This is a genomic window from Paraneptunicella aestuarii (assembly GCF_019900845.1).
GTDB classification, from domain to species: Bacteria; Pseudomonadota; Gammaproteobacteria; order Enterobacterales; family Alteromonadaceae; genus Paraneptunicella; species Paraneptunicella aestuarii.
Map to the genome: position 1 here is coordinate 1755015 of NZ_CP074570.1, position 15783 is coordinate 1770797.

At 45.1% G+C, this 15783-nt stretch carries 10 protein-coding genes and 1 CRISPR repeat array; of the genes, 1 reads left to right on the forward strand and 9 read right to left on the reverse strand.

The window, feature by feature from the left end; translation table 11 throughout:
* Positions 1 to 158 precede the first annotated feature (158 nt).
* A CRISPR array of direct repeats spans positions 159 to 1441; the repeat unit is 32 nt; unit sequence GTCGCGCCTCCCGCAGGCGCGTGGATTGAAAC.
* Positions 1442 to 1634: 193 nt separating this feature from the next.
* Together KIH87_RS07315 and KIH87_RS07320 are read right to left on the reverse strand one after the other, a co-directional pair.
* Entirely contained in the window at positions 1635 to 2456 is an 822-nt protein-coding gene (locus KIH87_RS07315; protein ID WP_232360876.1) for a hypothetical protein, read from the reverse strand.
* 110 nt (positions 2457 to 2566) lie between these two features.
* Positions 2567 to 4243: a methyl-accepting chemotaxis protein gene (locus tag KIH87_RS07320; RefSeq protein ID WP_232360877.1), complete on the reverse strand. Its 1677-nt coding sequence runs from the start codon at positions 4241 to 4243 to the stop codon at positions 2567 to 2569.
* Between the two features lie 347 nt (positions 4244 to 4590).
* On the opposite strand from KIH87_RS07320, the gene KIH87_RS07325 reads away from it, so the two are divergent.
* On the forward strand, positions 4591 to 6684 hold the full coding sequence (locus KIH87_RS07325; protein WP_232360878.1) for a putative bifunctional diguanylate cyclase/phosphodiesterase: 2094 nt from the start codon (positions 4591 to 4593) through the stop codon (positions 6682 to 6684).
* Between the two features lie 18 nt (positions 6685 to 6702).
* On the opposite strand, the gene KIH87_RS07330 is transcribed toward KIH87_RS07325, so the two are convergent.
* The 7 genes from KIH87_RS07330 to KIH87_RS07360 form a co-directional block, all read right to left on the reverse strand.
* On the reverse strand, positions 6703 to 7647 hold the full coding sequence (locus KIH87_RS07330; protein ID WP_232360879.1) for a diguanylate cyclase domain-containing protein: 945 nt from the start codon (positions 7645 to 7647) through the stop codon (positions 6703 to 6705).
* Between the two features lie 38 nt (positions 7648 to 7685).
* A complete protein-coding gene (locus KIH87_RS07335; protein WP_232360880.1) occupies positions 7686 to 10907 on the reverse strand; it encodes a PAS domain-containing hybrid sensor histidine kinase/response regulator in 3222 nt (1073 codons plus the stop codon).
* On the reverse strand, positions 10897 to 11538 hold the full coding sequence (locus KIH87_RS07340) for a hypothetical protein (RefSeq protein WP_232360881.1): 642 nt from the start codon (positions 11536 to 11538) through the stop codon (positions 10897 to 10899). The genes KIH87_RS07335 and KIH87_RS07340 overlap by 11 nt, the downstream gene beginning before the upstream one ends.
* A 203-nt stretch (positions 11539 to 11741) precedes the next feature.
* Positions 11742 to 13283, reverse strand: coding sequence for an apolipoprotein N-acyltransferase (gene lnt, locus KIH87_RS07345; protein WP_232361446.1), 1542 nt, complete (start codon positions 13281 to 13283; stop codon positions 11742 to 11744).
* Positions 13284 to 13297: 14 nt separating this feature from the next.
* Positions 13298 to 14176, reverse strand: a complete 879-nt coding sequence (locus KIH87_RS07350) for an HlyC/CorC family transporter (RefSeq protein ID WP_232360882.1) — start codon at positions 14174 to 14176, stop codon at positions 13298 to 13300.
* Positions 14177 to 14219: 43 nt separating this feature from the next.
* On the reverse strand, positions 14220 to 14684 hold the full coding sequence (gene ybeY / locus KIH87_RS07355; RefSeq protein WP_232360883.1) for an rRNA maturation RNase YbeY: 465 nt from the start codon (positions 14682 to 14684) through the stop codon (positions 14220 to 14222).
* A 14-nt stretch (positions 14685 to 14698) separates the two neighbouring features.
* Positions 14699 to 15778 (reverse strand): PhoH family protein, encoded by a 1080-nt coding sequence (locus KIH87_RS07360; RefSeq protein ID WP_232360884.1) that lies wholly within the window; start codon positions 15776 to 15778, stop codon positions 14699 to 14701.
* Between the last annotated feature and the right edge of the window lie 5 nt (positions 15779 to 15783).

Sequence of the window (15783 nt, forward strand, 5' to 3'; positions counted from 1 at the left end):
ATTAAAAACCCGGATCTTTAGCGGTAAGCTACAAGCCTTTAAAAATGAGGCATTGGGGAAAATCACTCAATGCCTTATGGCCTTTTTTGGGAATTTTCACAGAGGTTAGCGGAAATTCCCGATTTTGCCCTTCTGTGACTTGGGTTACAGAGGTGGCTGTCGCGCCTCCCGCAGGCGCGTGGATTGAAACTGTCTATGTACCACCAAGCATCCCTTTTATTTTGTCGCGCCTCCCGCAGGCGCGTGGATTGAAACCAGAAGCCCGTGACGAAGTATTCAAAGTGTTCGAAGTCGCGCCTCCCGCAGGCGCGTGGATTGAAACAGCCTTTGATAAGGATAATAACGAATACCGTTATTGTCGCGCCTCCCGCAGGCGCGTGGATTGAAACAAGGCGACGAATATCGTTTACCGACAACCACCCCCGTCGCGCCTCCCGCAGGCGCGTGGATTGAAACTCGGTTGATTCCATTTCCAATTACCAATTCGTTGTCGCGCCTCCCGCAGGCGCGTGGATTGAAACTACTTTGGCCTTTTTTAGCAGGTGGTGTCATTGGGTCGCGCCTCCCGCAGGCGCGTGGATTGAAACAGCTAACCCAAGCAAAAACGCCAGCAACACCGCCTGTCGCGCCTCCCGCAGGCGCGTGGATTGAAACTTGGGATCATAAAAAGAGAAAAAGAAGAGCCTCCGTCGCGCCTCCCGCAGGCGCGTGGATTGAAACCTTGCGAATCAAGCAATGCTCTATAGGCTAGTCGTCGCGCCTCCCGCAGGCGCGTGGATTGAAACAGAAGGGCAGGTATTCAGCCTGAAAAGTGGCATTGTCGCGCCTCCCGCAGGCGCGTGGATTGAAACTTACCGTTTTCGAGAAGGAAATCAATACCCATATGTCGCGCCTCCCGCAGGCGCGTGGATTGAAACACCGTCCCATAGTCCACCGTATCGGCATTGATGCGTCGCGCCTCCCGCAGGCGCGTGGATTGAAACAATGACCTGTTTTGCGTGCTGTATCAAAAAAGCGTCGCGCCTCCCGCAGGCGCGTGGATTGAAACTACATCAGTTGTTGTTGTGCTCGGTATTGTTGCGTCGCGCCTCCCGCAGGCGCGTGGATTGAAACGCGTTGATGTGCGTTTACTGTAATCTTGGTCGCGTCGCGCCTCCCGCAGGCGCGTGGATTGAAACAACCGAACCTCCGAGTTTAAAAAACTCGCCAATCTGTCGCGCCTCCCGCAGGCGCGTGGATTGAAACTCTATGTATTTATGGTATTTAGGGTTTGCGCTAAGTCGCGCCTCCCGCAGGCGCGTGGATTGAAACTAACTCATCGTAATAAACCACATCGGGCGATATGTCGCGCCTCCCGCAGGCGCGTGGATTGAAACATCTGACGCGAAATATTCGGGCGTTTGCCATCCGTCGCGCCTCCCGCAGGCGCGTGGATTGAAACTAGTCTGGCATAGATATTTCTGCAATATTGTTTGTCGCGCTCTCACGGGAGAGCTATGTCTGTTGTCATGGCACACCGGATGCGTCATCCAGTTTTCGCGGAGATTAAACATCGGCGTCATACTGAGCTTGTCTCAGTATCTTTTTGATATTATTGGAGGTTTCGAAATGAATTCGGAATGACGAGGTGGAGCTTATCCGCCATCTGTTCTTAATCCGGCCAAATAGGCGGCGCGTTGTTCTGTGTGAGTTGAACCTGCACCCGGTGTTGAATTTCTGGTTGCTGTAGCCACGCCGCTGGCGGCTGCTACGGCTCCCATTTGGTTTGTGCGGTCTCTTGGGAGGTTTTTTGGATTATGTGGGCCAGCAGAGCCAGGTGTCGATGCCATCGGAGGTACAGCTTCTCCTGCTGATGAAGGTTGCCATACTCGCTGATCCATTGTCGCGGCTGGGTAGTGTGCTTCTCTGAAGACGTTTGGGCGTCTGCCTCTTGATGAGCCAATGTCTCCGGGGGTGTGCATTACATGGTGGTGTCCTGACAGATTTTGTCCATTTTCGTGTCCAGCAAAGTCGATTTGTTCACTGATATCTCCGTTTTTATTAAATAGAGATATCTGTGTGATATGCCCATCGGCATTGGTAGTAAATTCTCGACCTGCACCGCCTGGTTTATGAGCTCTTGAGCTGTTTCCAGGCGCATTAACCAAGGGGGATGCAAGTTGCTGCCTTCTGGTGTCTACGGCCTCTCGCACAACGCCATAAAATCCACTTTTACGATCTTTAAAATTCTTGAAGGCATTTTGTATGGTTTTTGCTGCCTTGTTTCTTTCCGCTCTGCGTTCAGAACCTGTTTGGGGCCTTGGTGAGGCGTGTGTACCTGTGCTGTTGGCTCGAGTTTGGGCTAGTTGGGGTTGATTTTGAGCGTGGTGTTTTCCAATAGTCTCACGACGCTGATGTTCCATTGCGTCTTTACGTAAATTGCCGGGAGGCATACGGCTACGGCCCTTGTTTGCCATTTTCGAGCTCTACATCGGTATTGTTGAAGTGCTTTGATACTACAAGAGGTACAAATATTACGCAAATTCAAATTGTAAGTGGTTTTTGGTGTTTGCCTTCCATTTGGGGTTTAAACCTTAAACTGCCCAACCTGTTTTTGCAGGGTTTCTGCGAGCTTGACCAGTTGGTGGCTGTCTTCGGCGCTCATGTCGGAAAGGTGGTCGGTTTTGTCTAGTGACTGCACTATGTTGTTAATTCGTGCGCTAATGTTCTGGCTAATTTCGTGTTGTTGGGTGGAGTTGGCTGAGATTTGGTTCACTATGGTTGAGATGTCATCAATGGCACCTGTTATCACGGCTAGTGAATGCCCTGTTGCGTCTACTTTCGATACGGTTTCAGTGGATTCTGTGGTGCTTTCGCTCATTAATTTAACGGCTTTGTAGGCGGCTTCTTCCAGGCTTTTTATGGTTTTTTGAATTTCTGCTGTGCTGTCTTGGGTTCTGCTGGCAAGGGTTCTGACTTCATCGGCGACTACGGCAAAACCTCGTCCTTGTTCTCCGGCTCTGGCGGCTTCTATGGCTGCATTTAGCGCGAGTAAATTAGTTTGTTCGGCGATACCGCGAATAACATCCAGCACTGATGATATTTCTTTTACGTTGTTTTCCAGTGTGTGTATGGCTTCTGCGCTGGTGGCAACACCTTGAGCCAGTTGTTTTACATGTTCAATGGAGCCATTCACTTCTGAAATGGCGGATTGGCTTTGGTGATTGGCTGAGCTGGCTGTACTGGCTGCATTTTCTGCATTGGCGACCATATCAATGGCTGAGGCTGACATTTTTTGGATTGCTGTTGCGACCTGATCGGTTTCCTTGTTTTGTACGTGCAGGAGTTGATGCACTTCGGTGTTGCGCTTGTCGATGCTTTGGGCGGCGTTTCTAACGTTGTCTGAGCATTCCAGCACTTCTTTTACGATGGAATGTATTTTCTGGATGAACAGGTTGAAGCTGTCGGCTAGCTGACCTACTTCGTCATTGCTTTTTACATGCAAGCGCTTGGTTAGGTCGCCTTGCCCAGAGGATATATTGCGCAGGCTGTCGGTGACTTCTTCCAATGGGCGGGAAATGCGTTTTGCCGCCAGCCTTACCATAAAGACCAATAAGCTGCATACCAGAACGGAGATAATCAGCGATGTGAGTAGCGCTTTCGACAGGTTGTCGGTTGTGCGTTGTTCGATAACGGCGATTTCTTTGTCGATGTCGTCTATGTAGAAGCCGGTTCCGATTACCCAGTTCCAGTCTTTTAGCCATATGGTGTAACTGAGTTTGGGCAGTGGTTCTGAGTCTTTCAGGCGAGGCCAGTGATACAGGTAATAACCGTCTTTATCGCGGGCGGCTTTGATGAGCCCTTGTACGACATAGTTGCCTTTGGGGTCTTGTACGCCCCAGAAGTTGTCACCAATGCCTTTATTGCTGTTACCCAAGGCTATACGATCGCCTTTTTCTGTGTAGGCAAACAGGTAGTTGGTGTCGTCGTAAATTAGCGATTGAATATGTTGCTGAATACGGCGTTGTGCCTCTTCTTTGGACAAGCTTGAGTCTTTAAGAATATGTTGAACACTGCTCATGCTTAAATCCAGGTAGTTTTTTAGCTCTTTACGTTTTAAGGCAAGCAGTGATTCTCGTGCATTCTGGGTTTGATGTTGAGCCGCGGATTGAAGCTGGATCCAGAATGAAAACATGATGATAGTAACGAGAATAGCGACAGGAATGAGAGTCAGAAGAGTGAGTTTGTTTTTTAGACTATTCATTTATTTACTACCTGAATTTTTAATCAATAGCCCTATTGTTACCATTTTGTTAACGAGAGCCTGCCCAGTATAAGTAGAAGAATAAGCCATTCCTATACCTTCTTTAGTACAGTTTGGTTGGTTTACGGGTAGTTTTACTGGTCATTATGTTACATGGTTGTCAATAAAAGGCCACTGAATAAAAGATTGCTTTTTGCTTTTATTCTTGCGTCGCTGTTCATCCTCATTTCTGTGGTTGCCCAATCGGTGAGTTGGGAAGATAGTGAAAAATAGGCTATTTTTTAGATAACGTTTCTTTCTGGTTGTTAGCGTTAGCTTAATTTCCCTCTCGCAGGATATATCAGACCATGATCCCTGATAGCATTAAAAGTAAGCTGCATGTCACTCTGTTATTTAGCCTCTTGCTGCTTGGCAGTGGCATTATTGCTGCTTTTATGGTGAATTTCAGACAGATTGAGTCGGAAAGTCTGAAGAGCTTCTTTTCTCAAATCGCGGCGAAAACCTCTGATAAGTTGGGAAATTTAAGTGCTTTGGAATATAAGAGTTCACATCCTACTTTTCTTTTGCATGAATTAGTTGAAATAAACAGTATTAAAGCCGGATTCGTATTTAATACGAGCTGGGATCTAATGTATCAGCATGTAAACCCTATGTACGCGCGCGAAGTGCAGCAATATATGTATCGCTTAACCGATCCTAAATTAAAAGTCATTGATGTGATGGTGGCTGGTGGTGACATTTATGTTGTACAGGAGATTGGTCGTCAGGGAAGTCCTGATGGTTATCTCATGGTTGTGGGAGATTATGATGGTTTGCTGGACAACCGAATGAGGGAGTTGTTGCTTAAAACCTTGTCATGGATCTTGCCGGCTTTATTTTTGCTGGTGATTTTTGGGTTTTATTTGCAGCGTAAGATTTTGTTTCCTATGGAGCGTTTAGTGGCATTTGCGACTGCGTTAAAGGAAAAACAAAATATGGATAGTCGTCTGGATGAAGATTCCAGTGAAGAGGACTTTAACACGATTGCCCGTACCTTTAACTGGGTTTTGAATTTATTTACAAAAGAAAAGGATAAACATAACCAAACGCAATTTCAGCTTAAGTCAGTTAAGAATGTCGTTGAGAGAATTTCTAATCATGAACAGATAACAGGTTTGATTCGCCGTAATCAGTTCATGGATTTGTTGCAGGAGAAATTACTGATTTGTGAGAGTGATGGCAACGATGTTGGCTTGTTCTTTATTGATTTGGATAATTTTTCCAGTATTAACCGTTCCTATGGTTATGAATTCGGTGACAAAGTGTTGTCGGATGTGGCCTGTACCATTTTAAATCTGGTAGGTACGGAGGCCCATGTTTGCCGCTTGGCTAACGATAAATTTCTGGTTTTTCTGATCCCGTCTTCTAACTCTATGTCGATTACCTTATTAGTGCAGGGCCTGGTGAAAAACCTGAATGGCGAATACATTATTAATGATCGCAATGTGCGTGTAGGGGCCAGTATTGGCATTGCTTTTGCCAAAGACGTGTCTTATCAAAGCAACAAGTTGCTCGAAAATGCTGAACTTGCAATGCAGCAGGTGAAGAAGTTAGGAAAGGGTGGTTACACCTATTTTGATAAGGAATTATTAGAGAGGGCAAGGCGTGAGAGGATGATTTACATGTCCTTTGATGCGGCGTTAAAAAACCAGCGCCTGGATGTGTTTTATCAGCCTAAAGTGAATGTGCGAGGCGAACTGTTAGGGTTTGAAGCGCTTGCTCGATGGGAACATGAGGAGTTGGGGGAAATTCGCCCTGCGGAGTTTGTACCAGTAATAGAAGCGAATCAGATGGCATTTCAGTTGACTTCCTGGGTGTTGGAAAGAGTTGTGATTGAAGCCGATGTTATCCAGACCATGCTGAAAAAAAAGTTGTTATTCACGGTGAACTTGACCCATTCTGATCTATTGAATCCGGAATTCGTTCCCTTCGTGGAAAACCTGTTTAAAGATGATTCCTTATCACCTTCCTGTATCGAATTCGACATTGTCGAGTCGGCTTTGAATCAATATGCTCAGCCTGTCTACGATACCTTAAACCGGTTAAAGGGATTGGGTTTTTCTATTGCTTTGGATAGCTTTGGTACAGTGTATTCTTCTATTGGTAATCTGGTTCATAATCATATCGACACTATTAAATTGGATAAATCCTGGATGGATGCTCTAGGCAATGGTGAACGAGAGATGCTGGTTATCAGCAGTATGATTGAAATGGCTCATAATTTAAATTTGTCTGTATGTGCAGAAGGTATTGAGACAACCGAGCAGTTTAAAATGATGGTTGGATTTGGCTGTGAGGCGTTACAGGGATATTTGTTTGGACGTCCAATGCCCATTGACAAGATTCCCGGCTTGTTTTCTCGTGTTCCAGCCTATTCTGCGTCGAATGTTAAAACGGGCTAGGGGCATTTACTCATAACCCTATGCAACAAACAAACGTGAAACAAATTTGTTGCGTCCGGTTTCTTTTGCTTCGTACATACAACCGTCGACAAAGGTTAATAATTGCTCTGGTCTAATATTGGGCGTTGGCATGACAGATGAAATACCCATGCTTACGGTAACCGACTTGTAACTGCCATTATGAGGGTGGGGTACGGCTAATTGTTCAATGGTTTCCTGTAACCGTTTTGCGCACCATTCAGCACCCTGAAGATCGGTATTGGGCAGGATAATGGCAAACTCTTCGCCGCCGTAGCGTGCTACAACGTCTGTGTCTCTCATTTGACAGTTATGTATGGCTTTGGCAATGGTTCTAAGGCATTCATCGCCTTGTAGATGGCCGTAAAAGTCGTTGTATTTTTTGAAGTTATCAATGTCCAGAAATATCAGGCCGAGAGGTTCTTGCTCGCGTAAGGCGCGCCCCCATTCAATGTAGAGCTGATCATCAAAGCGACGACGGTTGGCAATACCGGTTAAGCCATCGGTGGTGGAAAGAAGTTTTAACTGATTCCGATAGCGTACCAGCTCCAGGTGATTGCGGATGCGCATTTTCACAACTGGTGGGTGGAAGGGTTTGGTGATGTAGTCGATAGCACCTAATTCCAGTCCTTTTTCTTCGTCTTCTTCACTATCTAGTGAAGTAACGAAAATTACCGGGATCATTTCTGTGAATTTGTTTTCTTTTAGTCGGCGACACACTTCGTAGCCGTCCATTTCTGGCATGACAACATCGAGCAAAACCAGATCGGGGCGCATTTTTTGTGCTAGCTCCAGAGCATTTTTGCCGTTGCGGGCAAAGATGATATTGCACTCATTACGCAATATCTCCCCCAGTGTTTTGATGTTACTACTGGTATCGTCAACAATTAACACCGTTTGTTCAGTTGCGTCTTTCTCGCTGACTGCTGCTAGAGGTGTATTCATCCTTATGTCTTCCTTTCATTACCAGAAAAAGAGTGGAACTAGCTTATCGACTGGATCTGAGTTTTCAGTTGTTCCAGTTTGTCGCGTGTTTCTTCAAAATCCAGCTTTTCCAGACTTGATGAGATGGCTTCACGTAGTGATGCGAACTCTTCTTCTGGAAGCTGAGTAAGTAAATCCTCTCCAAAATCTACAGCGTCAAGTTGTTGAGTTTGAAGCATATTGTCTAACTGCTCTATTAAAGTTAGCACGGTGTTTTGATCTAGTTGTAAAGAAATTTCCGATTGCACCTGTTGGAGATCGTCTTCCTGATTTGTCAGGAATTGCTCTATGGCTTGAAGTAACTGCGTTAATTCCTGATACAACTGATTTAGCGCGGTGTTGTCCAGAGTGTTGTGCAGCCTTAGGTTGCTTTCTATTTTTCCGGCAAGTTGATGAATGCTATTGGCTGATATATTGCCTGATTCGCCTTTTAGTTTGTGTACCAGATACAGCATGCCTGATATGTTCTGTTCTTTTTCCAGAGCATTAAACTCTTGCTCGAAGTGTTGATAATCTCTTTGAAATTCCAACAATAATTTGGATAGCATGGGCATTTTATAGCCTAGGCGTTTTAATGCAGAGCCCGTTGCAATGCCCGGAATTTTCGGGAGGTTTTGTTGATCGATAGCTCTCGCTTCTGATTTAACCGTGTTATGCAAATATTGCTGAATGGTTTTATAGAATAAATCGACATCAATGGGTTTGGTTAAGTGAGCAACCATGCCGGCTTGCAGACTGCGTTCTTTGTCTTCTTGCATTGCGTGGGCAGTCATGGCGATGATTGGCGTATCAAGATGTAGCTCATTATGGATATATTTACTGGCAGATAAGCCATCAAGTTGTGGCATCTGAATATCCATGAGTATCAGGTCGAAGCGTTGCTCTTTGGCTCGTTGAATCGCTTCATAGCCGTTATTGGCGACAACGGTTTCAGCTTGAATGTCGGCAAGTAAACTGAGTACCACTTCCTGATTCAGTTTATTATCTTCTGCCACTAGCACTTTTTTCCCTCGTCCTTCAATATCAGGTTTTAGATCTGCCAAGGGGATAGGAATTTGAGCTAAGCAGGTTGAAAGCGTTGTTTGTAATACCGTATACAGTTGGCCGTGAGTCACCGGTTTGGATAGATGACCTGAAAGCGGTAAATGCAGCGTTTGTTGCAAGTATTCGTCGTCATGCCCAAAGGCGGTCAGCATCACGAATAAAGGCATCGGGTAGGGCAATTGCATTTTCTGAATGTGTTCTATGAGTTCAATACCACTCATGCCGGGCATTTTCCAGTCAACGATGATGACATGGATGGGGTCTTGGTTGTTTGCCAGAAAGTCGAGGCATTCATTTCCGGAGTGTGTGGTTTGATTTTTACACTGCCAGCTACTTAGCATTTCAGCGAGAATGAAGCACGAGGTGGTGCTGTCATCGACTAACAGAACATGTTTATCTTGCAGAAAGTTGCCATTCAATTGGGCGATATCGTTTAGTGCGTGCGTTGATAATGGCTGGTTTTTGGGAAGGCTAAAACGAGTTGTAAAACTAAACTGACTGCCTTTACCAAATTCACTTTCTACCCATATTTCACCTTGCATAAGGTGAACCAGCTTGGCACTGATAGCCAGCCCTAACCCTGTGCCACCATATTTCCGAGTGATCGAGTTATCAATTTGATTAAACGAGGAAAATAACAGATGTTGTTTTTCTTCGGAAATGCCGATGCCGTCGTCTTTGACTGAGAAGAGCAGAGATAGGCTGCTATCTTGCTGATGTTCGACTTCTATAGTGAGTAGAACTTCTCCTCGTTCGGTAAATTTGATGGCATTACTAACAAGGTTTAACAGAATTTGCCCTAAACGAAGTGGGTCACCAATGAGTGGTTGAGGAATATCTGGCGCAACGGAGTAGATTATATCGAGCCCTTTGTTGGCTGCTTGAATTGCTGTGACGCTGGAAAGATTGCTAAGCACATCTTCCAGCTTAAAGGGAATACGTTCCAATTCCATTTTTCCGGCATCGATTTTGGAAATATCCAATATGTCGTTAACCAGGCTCAGTAATACATGAGCTGAGCTGTCGATTCTTTGCAGCAGGCTTTCTTGTTGTTCGTTTAGCTTGGAGCGTAAGGCCAGGTAACTATTGCCGATGATAGCATTTAAGGGCGTTCTGATTTCATGGCTCATATTTGCCAAAAACTGCCCTTTGGCCTGATTCGCTACTTCCGCTTCTTCCTTGGCGATTCTCAAGTCGGTTTCTGAGCGTTTTTGTTTGGTGATATCTCGTCCTAATCCTTCAATGCTGATGAAGTTACCATCATCGTCAAATAAGCTGGCTTCTGATAGCAGGAGCCAGCGTTTTTCGCCGGATTTGTCCAGAATTTCGGCTTCAAATTCCAGTTGTGAATCGCTTTCTCTGCCTCGACCATAATAATGCAACGCCACCTGATTAATGGGGTTGTTGGTGAGTAGTGATACGATTTCTACCATTTCTTCAGGCTTGTAGCCGAAGAGCTGTTTAACGTTTTGGCTGGTACTGGTTATTACACCATCTTTATTACGGGTATAAACAAAGTATTGGTTTAAGCTGTTTAGTAGACGGTGGTATTTTTCCCTGTTTTTCGACAGTGCCAGTTCGGATGCTCTGCGCAGTGACTCGGTTTTGTTTAAACTTCTTAAGAGGTAGAAGGAGGCTGACCAGGCTGTAAGTAGTAATATCAGGCTGATAATGCCTTCTATCATCAGCTTATTACGAATATCCAGTGCCAGTTGTTGGTAGAAAGAGTCTGACAGCCAGAAATTGGCAACGCCTAACAGCTCATAGGTGTTGGGCGAGTAAAGCTCTACGGTGGCACGGAAGCAATTACTACATTGGGTATTGCCGAGTTTTAATAAGTCAATGGGGAAGTAATCGGTATCCAGTTCAAGAGTGATACCAATGTACATGGGAGTTTGGGAATCTTTTTGTTTGTATAGCAGAAGCTTGGATACAACGTCATGTACTGCATCCAGGTTATTCTTGTTTCTGCTGTCGACCAGTGCATTGGAGAGTTGTATGGCCTGCGCTTCTGCGACCAGTTTTGCATCTATGTGGGCTTTTTCTCGTAGGTCGGGCTCGAGTACGTTTAGCCAGTAGGCAGCAAGTAAAACCTGTAGGGCAATGGTGAGTATCAGAAATACGGCATTGATCAGATAGGATGTATTGCGTAGACGTGCGCTGCTTTTACTTTTCATAAATCTTCGCCGCCTTTAAAAAGAAGGATTTAATACGTAGTTCTGATACTTGTAATGTGTGGGTGTTGATAAATGGGCGAACACGGGTTTCTATTTCCAGTCCTCCCAGCACGCCTTTTTCAACATCTCCCTGATAGGGGGAAAAGGTCACGACATGGTGCGCCTTGCCATAGTTGATGATGTTCTGGATCATTTCATCTGGAATCGGTTCCAGAACAAAGATCCCTGCTGGTGCTAAAGCGAGTTTGGTGATGGTGTCCAGTTCTTTCAGGATATGCACTTTTATCAGGCTGCCTTTTATTTTCCCCTGAGTTTCTTGCTTACCCATGCGTACGAAACTATGTGCCAGGCTTTCTGCCTGTTCCATATTGGCGTTGTAAATAAAGACGATGTTGATTTCGTTGTCGCTGGTACTTTTGGTGGTGATGTCTCTGTCGGCCATCAACATGGAACGGAAGACTTTTAATCCTGCACGTACTCGGCTAAGGTCGAATTCACTGGGCTGAGCGTTGGTGATTGTAGGCAGACATAATCCACCCATGAATAAGATAAATAAAATGTAGCTATTTAACCGGCGTGTTAAATGATGTGTTGCAATAAGTAACTTTGCCTTGGTTTGACTGTTCTTCAAGCGTTTTCCCGAGCGCTGCCAGGCAGCGATTCCCTGTTATATTCGTCTTGCTACGGATGTCTTATTACAGAAAGCCAACTTCGAAAATGCCTGAGGCTTTAGAGTTCATGATGCTATAGGGTTATTCGCTGTTCAAGTATTTGAATATGAAAACTAATGACTAAGCTAGATTGTTGAGCTATATCTCCCGGCTTTCATTTAGATTATATCTCTCGATATAGGTACATGCTTCTGCGTTTGACTCGTAGATATATTAATACCGAGATAGCCACCCATATCCAATGCGGCAAGTCACCAAGATAGCGATAGGGGGTTACCCCGGATGTGTTGTGAACTCTATGGCGCAATACGGCTTCCTGAAATTGCGGCGCTTGCGCAAGGATGTCGCCTTGTTCATTTATAAAAGCGGTAACGCCATTATTGGTGGCTCTTAGCACAGGCAATCCCATTTCCCTGGCACGCATTTGGGCGATTTCCAGATGTTGATGCGGGCCATGAGAATTGCCAAACCAGGCATCGTTACTTACGGTAATGATAAAATCGCTGTCGGCGTGAATATTCGCGCGAATTTGTTGTGGAAAGGCGATTTCAAAGCATATGGCGGGAACCATATGGGCGTTATTAGTAAGCAGATTGGGCTGACGGTAATCTCCCCGGCTAAAAGAGGACATGGGCAAATCAAATATGGGGGCTAATCCTCTGAGCCAATCTTCCAGCGGGATAAATTCGCCAATGGGCAATAAGTGATGCTTGGCAAAGCGGTTAGGATGACCGTAGTAGTATCCTGTTTTTTCTGCTTGCTTCTCTGCTTGAATGCTTTTTTCTTGTTTACTTGAGGTAACTCCGACACTAATCAAATTGTTATAAGCTTCATTGGTTTCGAAGTTGTAATTAACAATACCGGTAATTAACCCTGTGTTGCTTGCGCTGGCTTTTTCATCGAGTTGATTTAGATACAGTTGCGACAGGGCTTCAAGGCGCGGAATAGCGGCTTCAGGCCAAATAACAATATCTGCATCCCAAGCGCTTTCTGTCATGGTCATGTATTTATGCATGGTTGGGCCGTCTTGTTCTGGCGCCCAACGCAATTCTTGCTTGATATTGCCTTGTACCATAGCGATATCAAACGACTTTTGTCCTGGAGTTGTCCAGGAGATATGCCCAATAAGAGAGCTAATGCCATAGACCAGAGAGAGTGAAACAAAAGCGCTTAATAAGCGTTTTTCATAAAGCTGTCGCCCGAGCAAAGCGCATATTCCTACCACTAACATGCTGATACCCGTTTCACCGATAATAGGTGCCCAGTTTGCCAATACGCTATGCATTTGGCTGTATCCCAGGGATAACCAGGGGAATCCGGTTAATACCCAACCTCTGAGCCATTCGGTTACAAACCAGAGTGCAGGTAATGCCCAAGACCAATGCTTAAAGGGCACTTTGGATTTCAGTAAATGGAAGCTTAACGCAGGGTAAAGGGCTAAATAGCCACACAAGAGCAACATTAGCAATAATGAAACAAGCAGAGGCAGGCCACCAAAATTTGCAATGCTGACATGCACCCAGCTAATGCCGGCTCCAAACCAGCCAAGGCTAAAGAACCAGCCGCTTTTGAAGGCGCTAAGCTTGGACTGATGTAGTAACACCAGAAACAGTGTGAAGATAACAGGAGTGACAAACCAATAGGAGAAGGGGGCGTAAGCTAATGTTAAGCTTGCCCCCAGTAATAGATTGGCGAGGTAGGTTATCGCTGTCACCCGAATTATTCTTGTGCTTGCTCTTCGTCAGGTTTTGGAAAGGTGATTTTTAATTGAATTAAGCGACGTCCGTCGGCATTACTCACTCTAAACAGAATATTGTTAATCATTACCGATTCGTCTTTTTCAGGCAGATGCCCAAAAGCATTCAGGACAATACCGCCAATAGTGTCGGCTTGTTCATCGCTAAAGTCGGTTTTGAAATATTCGTTAAATTCGTCAATAGGGGTGAGAGCTTTAACGGAATAGGTATATTTGTTTAAGGCTTTGATGTCTTCTGATTCTTCATCTTCAGCGTCATGTTCGTCTTCGATTTCGCCTACGATAAGTTCCAGAATATCTTCAATGGTGACCAAACCGGATACACCGCCGTATTCATCAACCACTATTGCCATGTGATAACGATGTTCCCTGAATTCACGCAGTAATGTATCAACGCGTTTGCTTTCAGGAATAATCACAGCGGGGCGAATGATGTCGGCTAGCTGGATTTCAACGTCTGGCTCAAAGGCTTTACGTAGCAGGTCTTTTGCCAGCAACACGCCTTCGACATGGTCTTTGTCTTCTGCAATCACTGGGAAACGGGAATGGGCGGATTCTAGTACGATAGGCAGAAACGACTCAACGCTTTGGGTGATGTCGATGGTGACCATCTGTGCCCGAGGGATCATTATGTCCCTGACTCGCATTTCACTGACGCCTAATACCCCCTGAATCATATTGCGGGTTTCAGGATCAATGACGTCCTTTTGTTGGGCCTCAGAAATTATTTCTGCTAATTCTTCGCGATTTTGCGGTTCCCCTGAGAAGGTTTGTACTAATTTATCTAGCCAACCTTTACTGGAGGAACCGTTACTAGAGTGGGGATTATCGTCGTTATTCATAATAAATCTTGTTTTGCTTTCCTGAGTAAGCGTAAAGGGTTAATCATTCCTGATCCTGGTATGGGTCGTCAATACCAAGATTACGTAAAATTTCGACTTCCAATGCTTCCATCTGCTCGGCGTCTTGTTCGTCAATATGGTCATAACCTAACAAATGCAAGGTTCCATGCACAATCATATGCGCCCAATGTGACATTAATGGTTTGTTCTGTTCATCGGCTTCTTTAGCGACAACTGGAGCACAAACGACTAAATCTCCTAAAAAGTTGATTTCAACGCCTTCAGGAGCTTCGAACGGGAAGGATAGCACATTCGTTGGATAATCTTTTTGTCGATATTCACGATTTAACATTTGTCCTTCGTCATTATCAACGATTCTGACCGTGATCTCTTGCTCGTCGGGCAAGGATTCTGTGTTCAATACGGCGTCGATCCATGATTGTAGTTGCTCGGCAGTGGGGACGTTGGTGTCGTTACTGGCAAGCTGATAATCGAGTATTCCTGACATGGTTGATAATTCAGTTAAGGTTGTGAGTTGTTATCAGGCGCAGCGTTTTTATTTGATGATTCGCTGCTTTTCTCTGCTAATTGTGCTTTTTTCTTTTCTGCTTCTTCTTTGCGTTGCCCCTCTTCGAAACGCTCATAGGCTTGAACGATTCGGGCGACAACTGGATGGCGAACCACATCGTGGGCAGTAAAGAAATTAAATGAGATTTCATTTACGTCTTTGAGCACTTCAATGGCATGACGAAGTCCTGAACGTGCGCCTCTGGGTAAGTCGATTTGTGTAATGTCACCAGTAATAACGGCTTTGGAATTGAAGCCTATACGGGTGAGGAACATTTTCATTTGTTCTACCGTGGTATTCTGGCTTTCATCCAGAATAATGAAGGCGTCGTTAAGTGTGCGTCCGCGCATGTAAGCAAGGGGCGCGACTTCAATTACATTACGCTCAATCAGCTTTTCAACTTTTTCAAACCCCAGCATTTCAAATAATGCGTCGTATAAAGGGCGCAAATAAGGGTCTACTTTTTGTGATAAATCACCGGGTAAAAAACCTAGTTTCTCACCAGCTTCAACCGCGGGACGAGTTAATAGAATGCGGCGAATTTCCTGGCGTTCCAAGGCGTCAACGGCACATGCTACGGCAAGGTAGGTTTTACCTGTACCTGCTGGGCCAATACCAAAACAAATGTCGTGATGCACTATGTTGGTTACGTATTGGCTTTGGTTTTGGTTGCGTGGCTTGATGACGCCTCGTTTGGTTTTAATGAAGCTGGTTTTGGCATAGGGATCCTGTTCGTCCTGTTCCATGCAGTTAGCTTCCTGAATCGCTAAATGAACTTGCTCGGGCTCTAACTCAGGAATAACGCCTTTTACGGGTTGAGTTTCGATATAAAGCAATTTCAGCAATTCCGCGGTGGCATTGGTTTGCTGCTGTTTTCCCATCACTGTGAAATGGTTGTGACGATAAGTGATCTCAACACCGAGACGGCGCTCGATCTGCTTCAAATTGTCATCAAATGGGCCTACCAAACTGGAAATGCGGTGATTATCACTCGGTTCCAGATCGACTTGATGACTTACTATTTGACTGCTCAACTATG

Coding starts and splice junctions, on each gene's coding strand:
- KIH87_RS07350 (WP_232360882.1), bottom strand. CDS start 14,176: ATGAATAACGACGATAATCCCCACTCTAGTAACGGTTCCTCCAGTAAA.
- KIH87_RS07335 (WP_232360880.1), bottom strand. CDS start 10,907: ATGAAAAGTAAAAGCAGCGCACGTCTACGCAATACATCCTATCTGATC.
- KIH87_RS07325 (WP_232360878.1), top strand. CDS start 4,591: ATGATCCCTGATAGCATTAAAAGTAAGCTGCATGTCACTCTGTTATTT.
- KIH87_RS07315 (WP_232360876.1), bottom strand. CDS start 2,456: ATGGCAAACAAGGGCCGTAGCCGTATGCCTCCCGGCAATTTACGTAAA.
- ybeY (WP_232360883.1), bottom strand. CDS start 14,684: ATGTCAGGAATACTCGATTATCAGCTTGCCAGTAACGACACCAACGTC.
- KIH87_RS07320 (WP_232360877.1), bottom strand. CDS start 4,243: ATGAATAGTCTAAAAAACAAACTCACTCTTCTGACTCTCATTCCTGTC.
- KIH87_RS07330 (WP_232360879.1), bottom strand. CDS start 7,647: ATGAATACACCTCTAGCAGCAGTCAGCGAGAAAGACGCAACTGAACAA.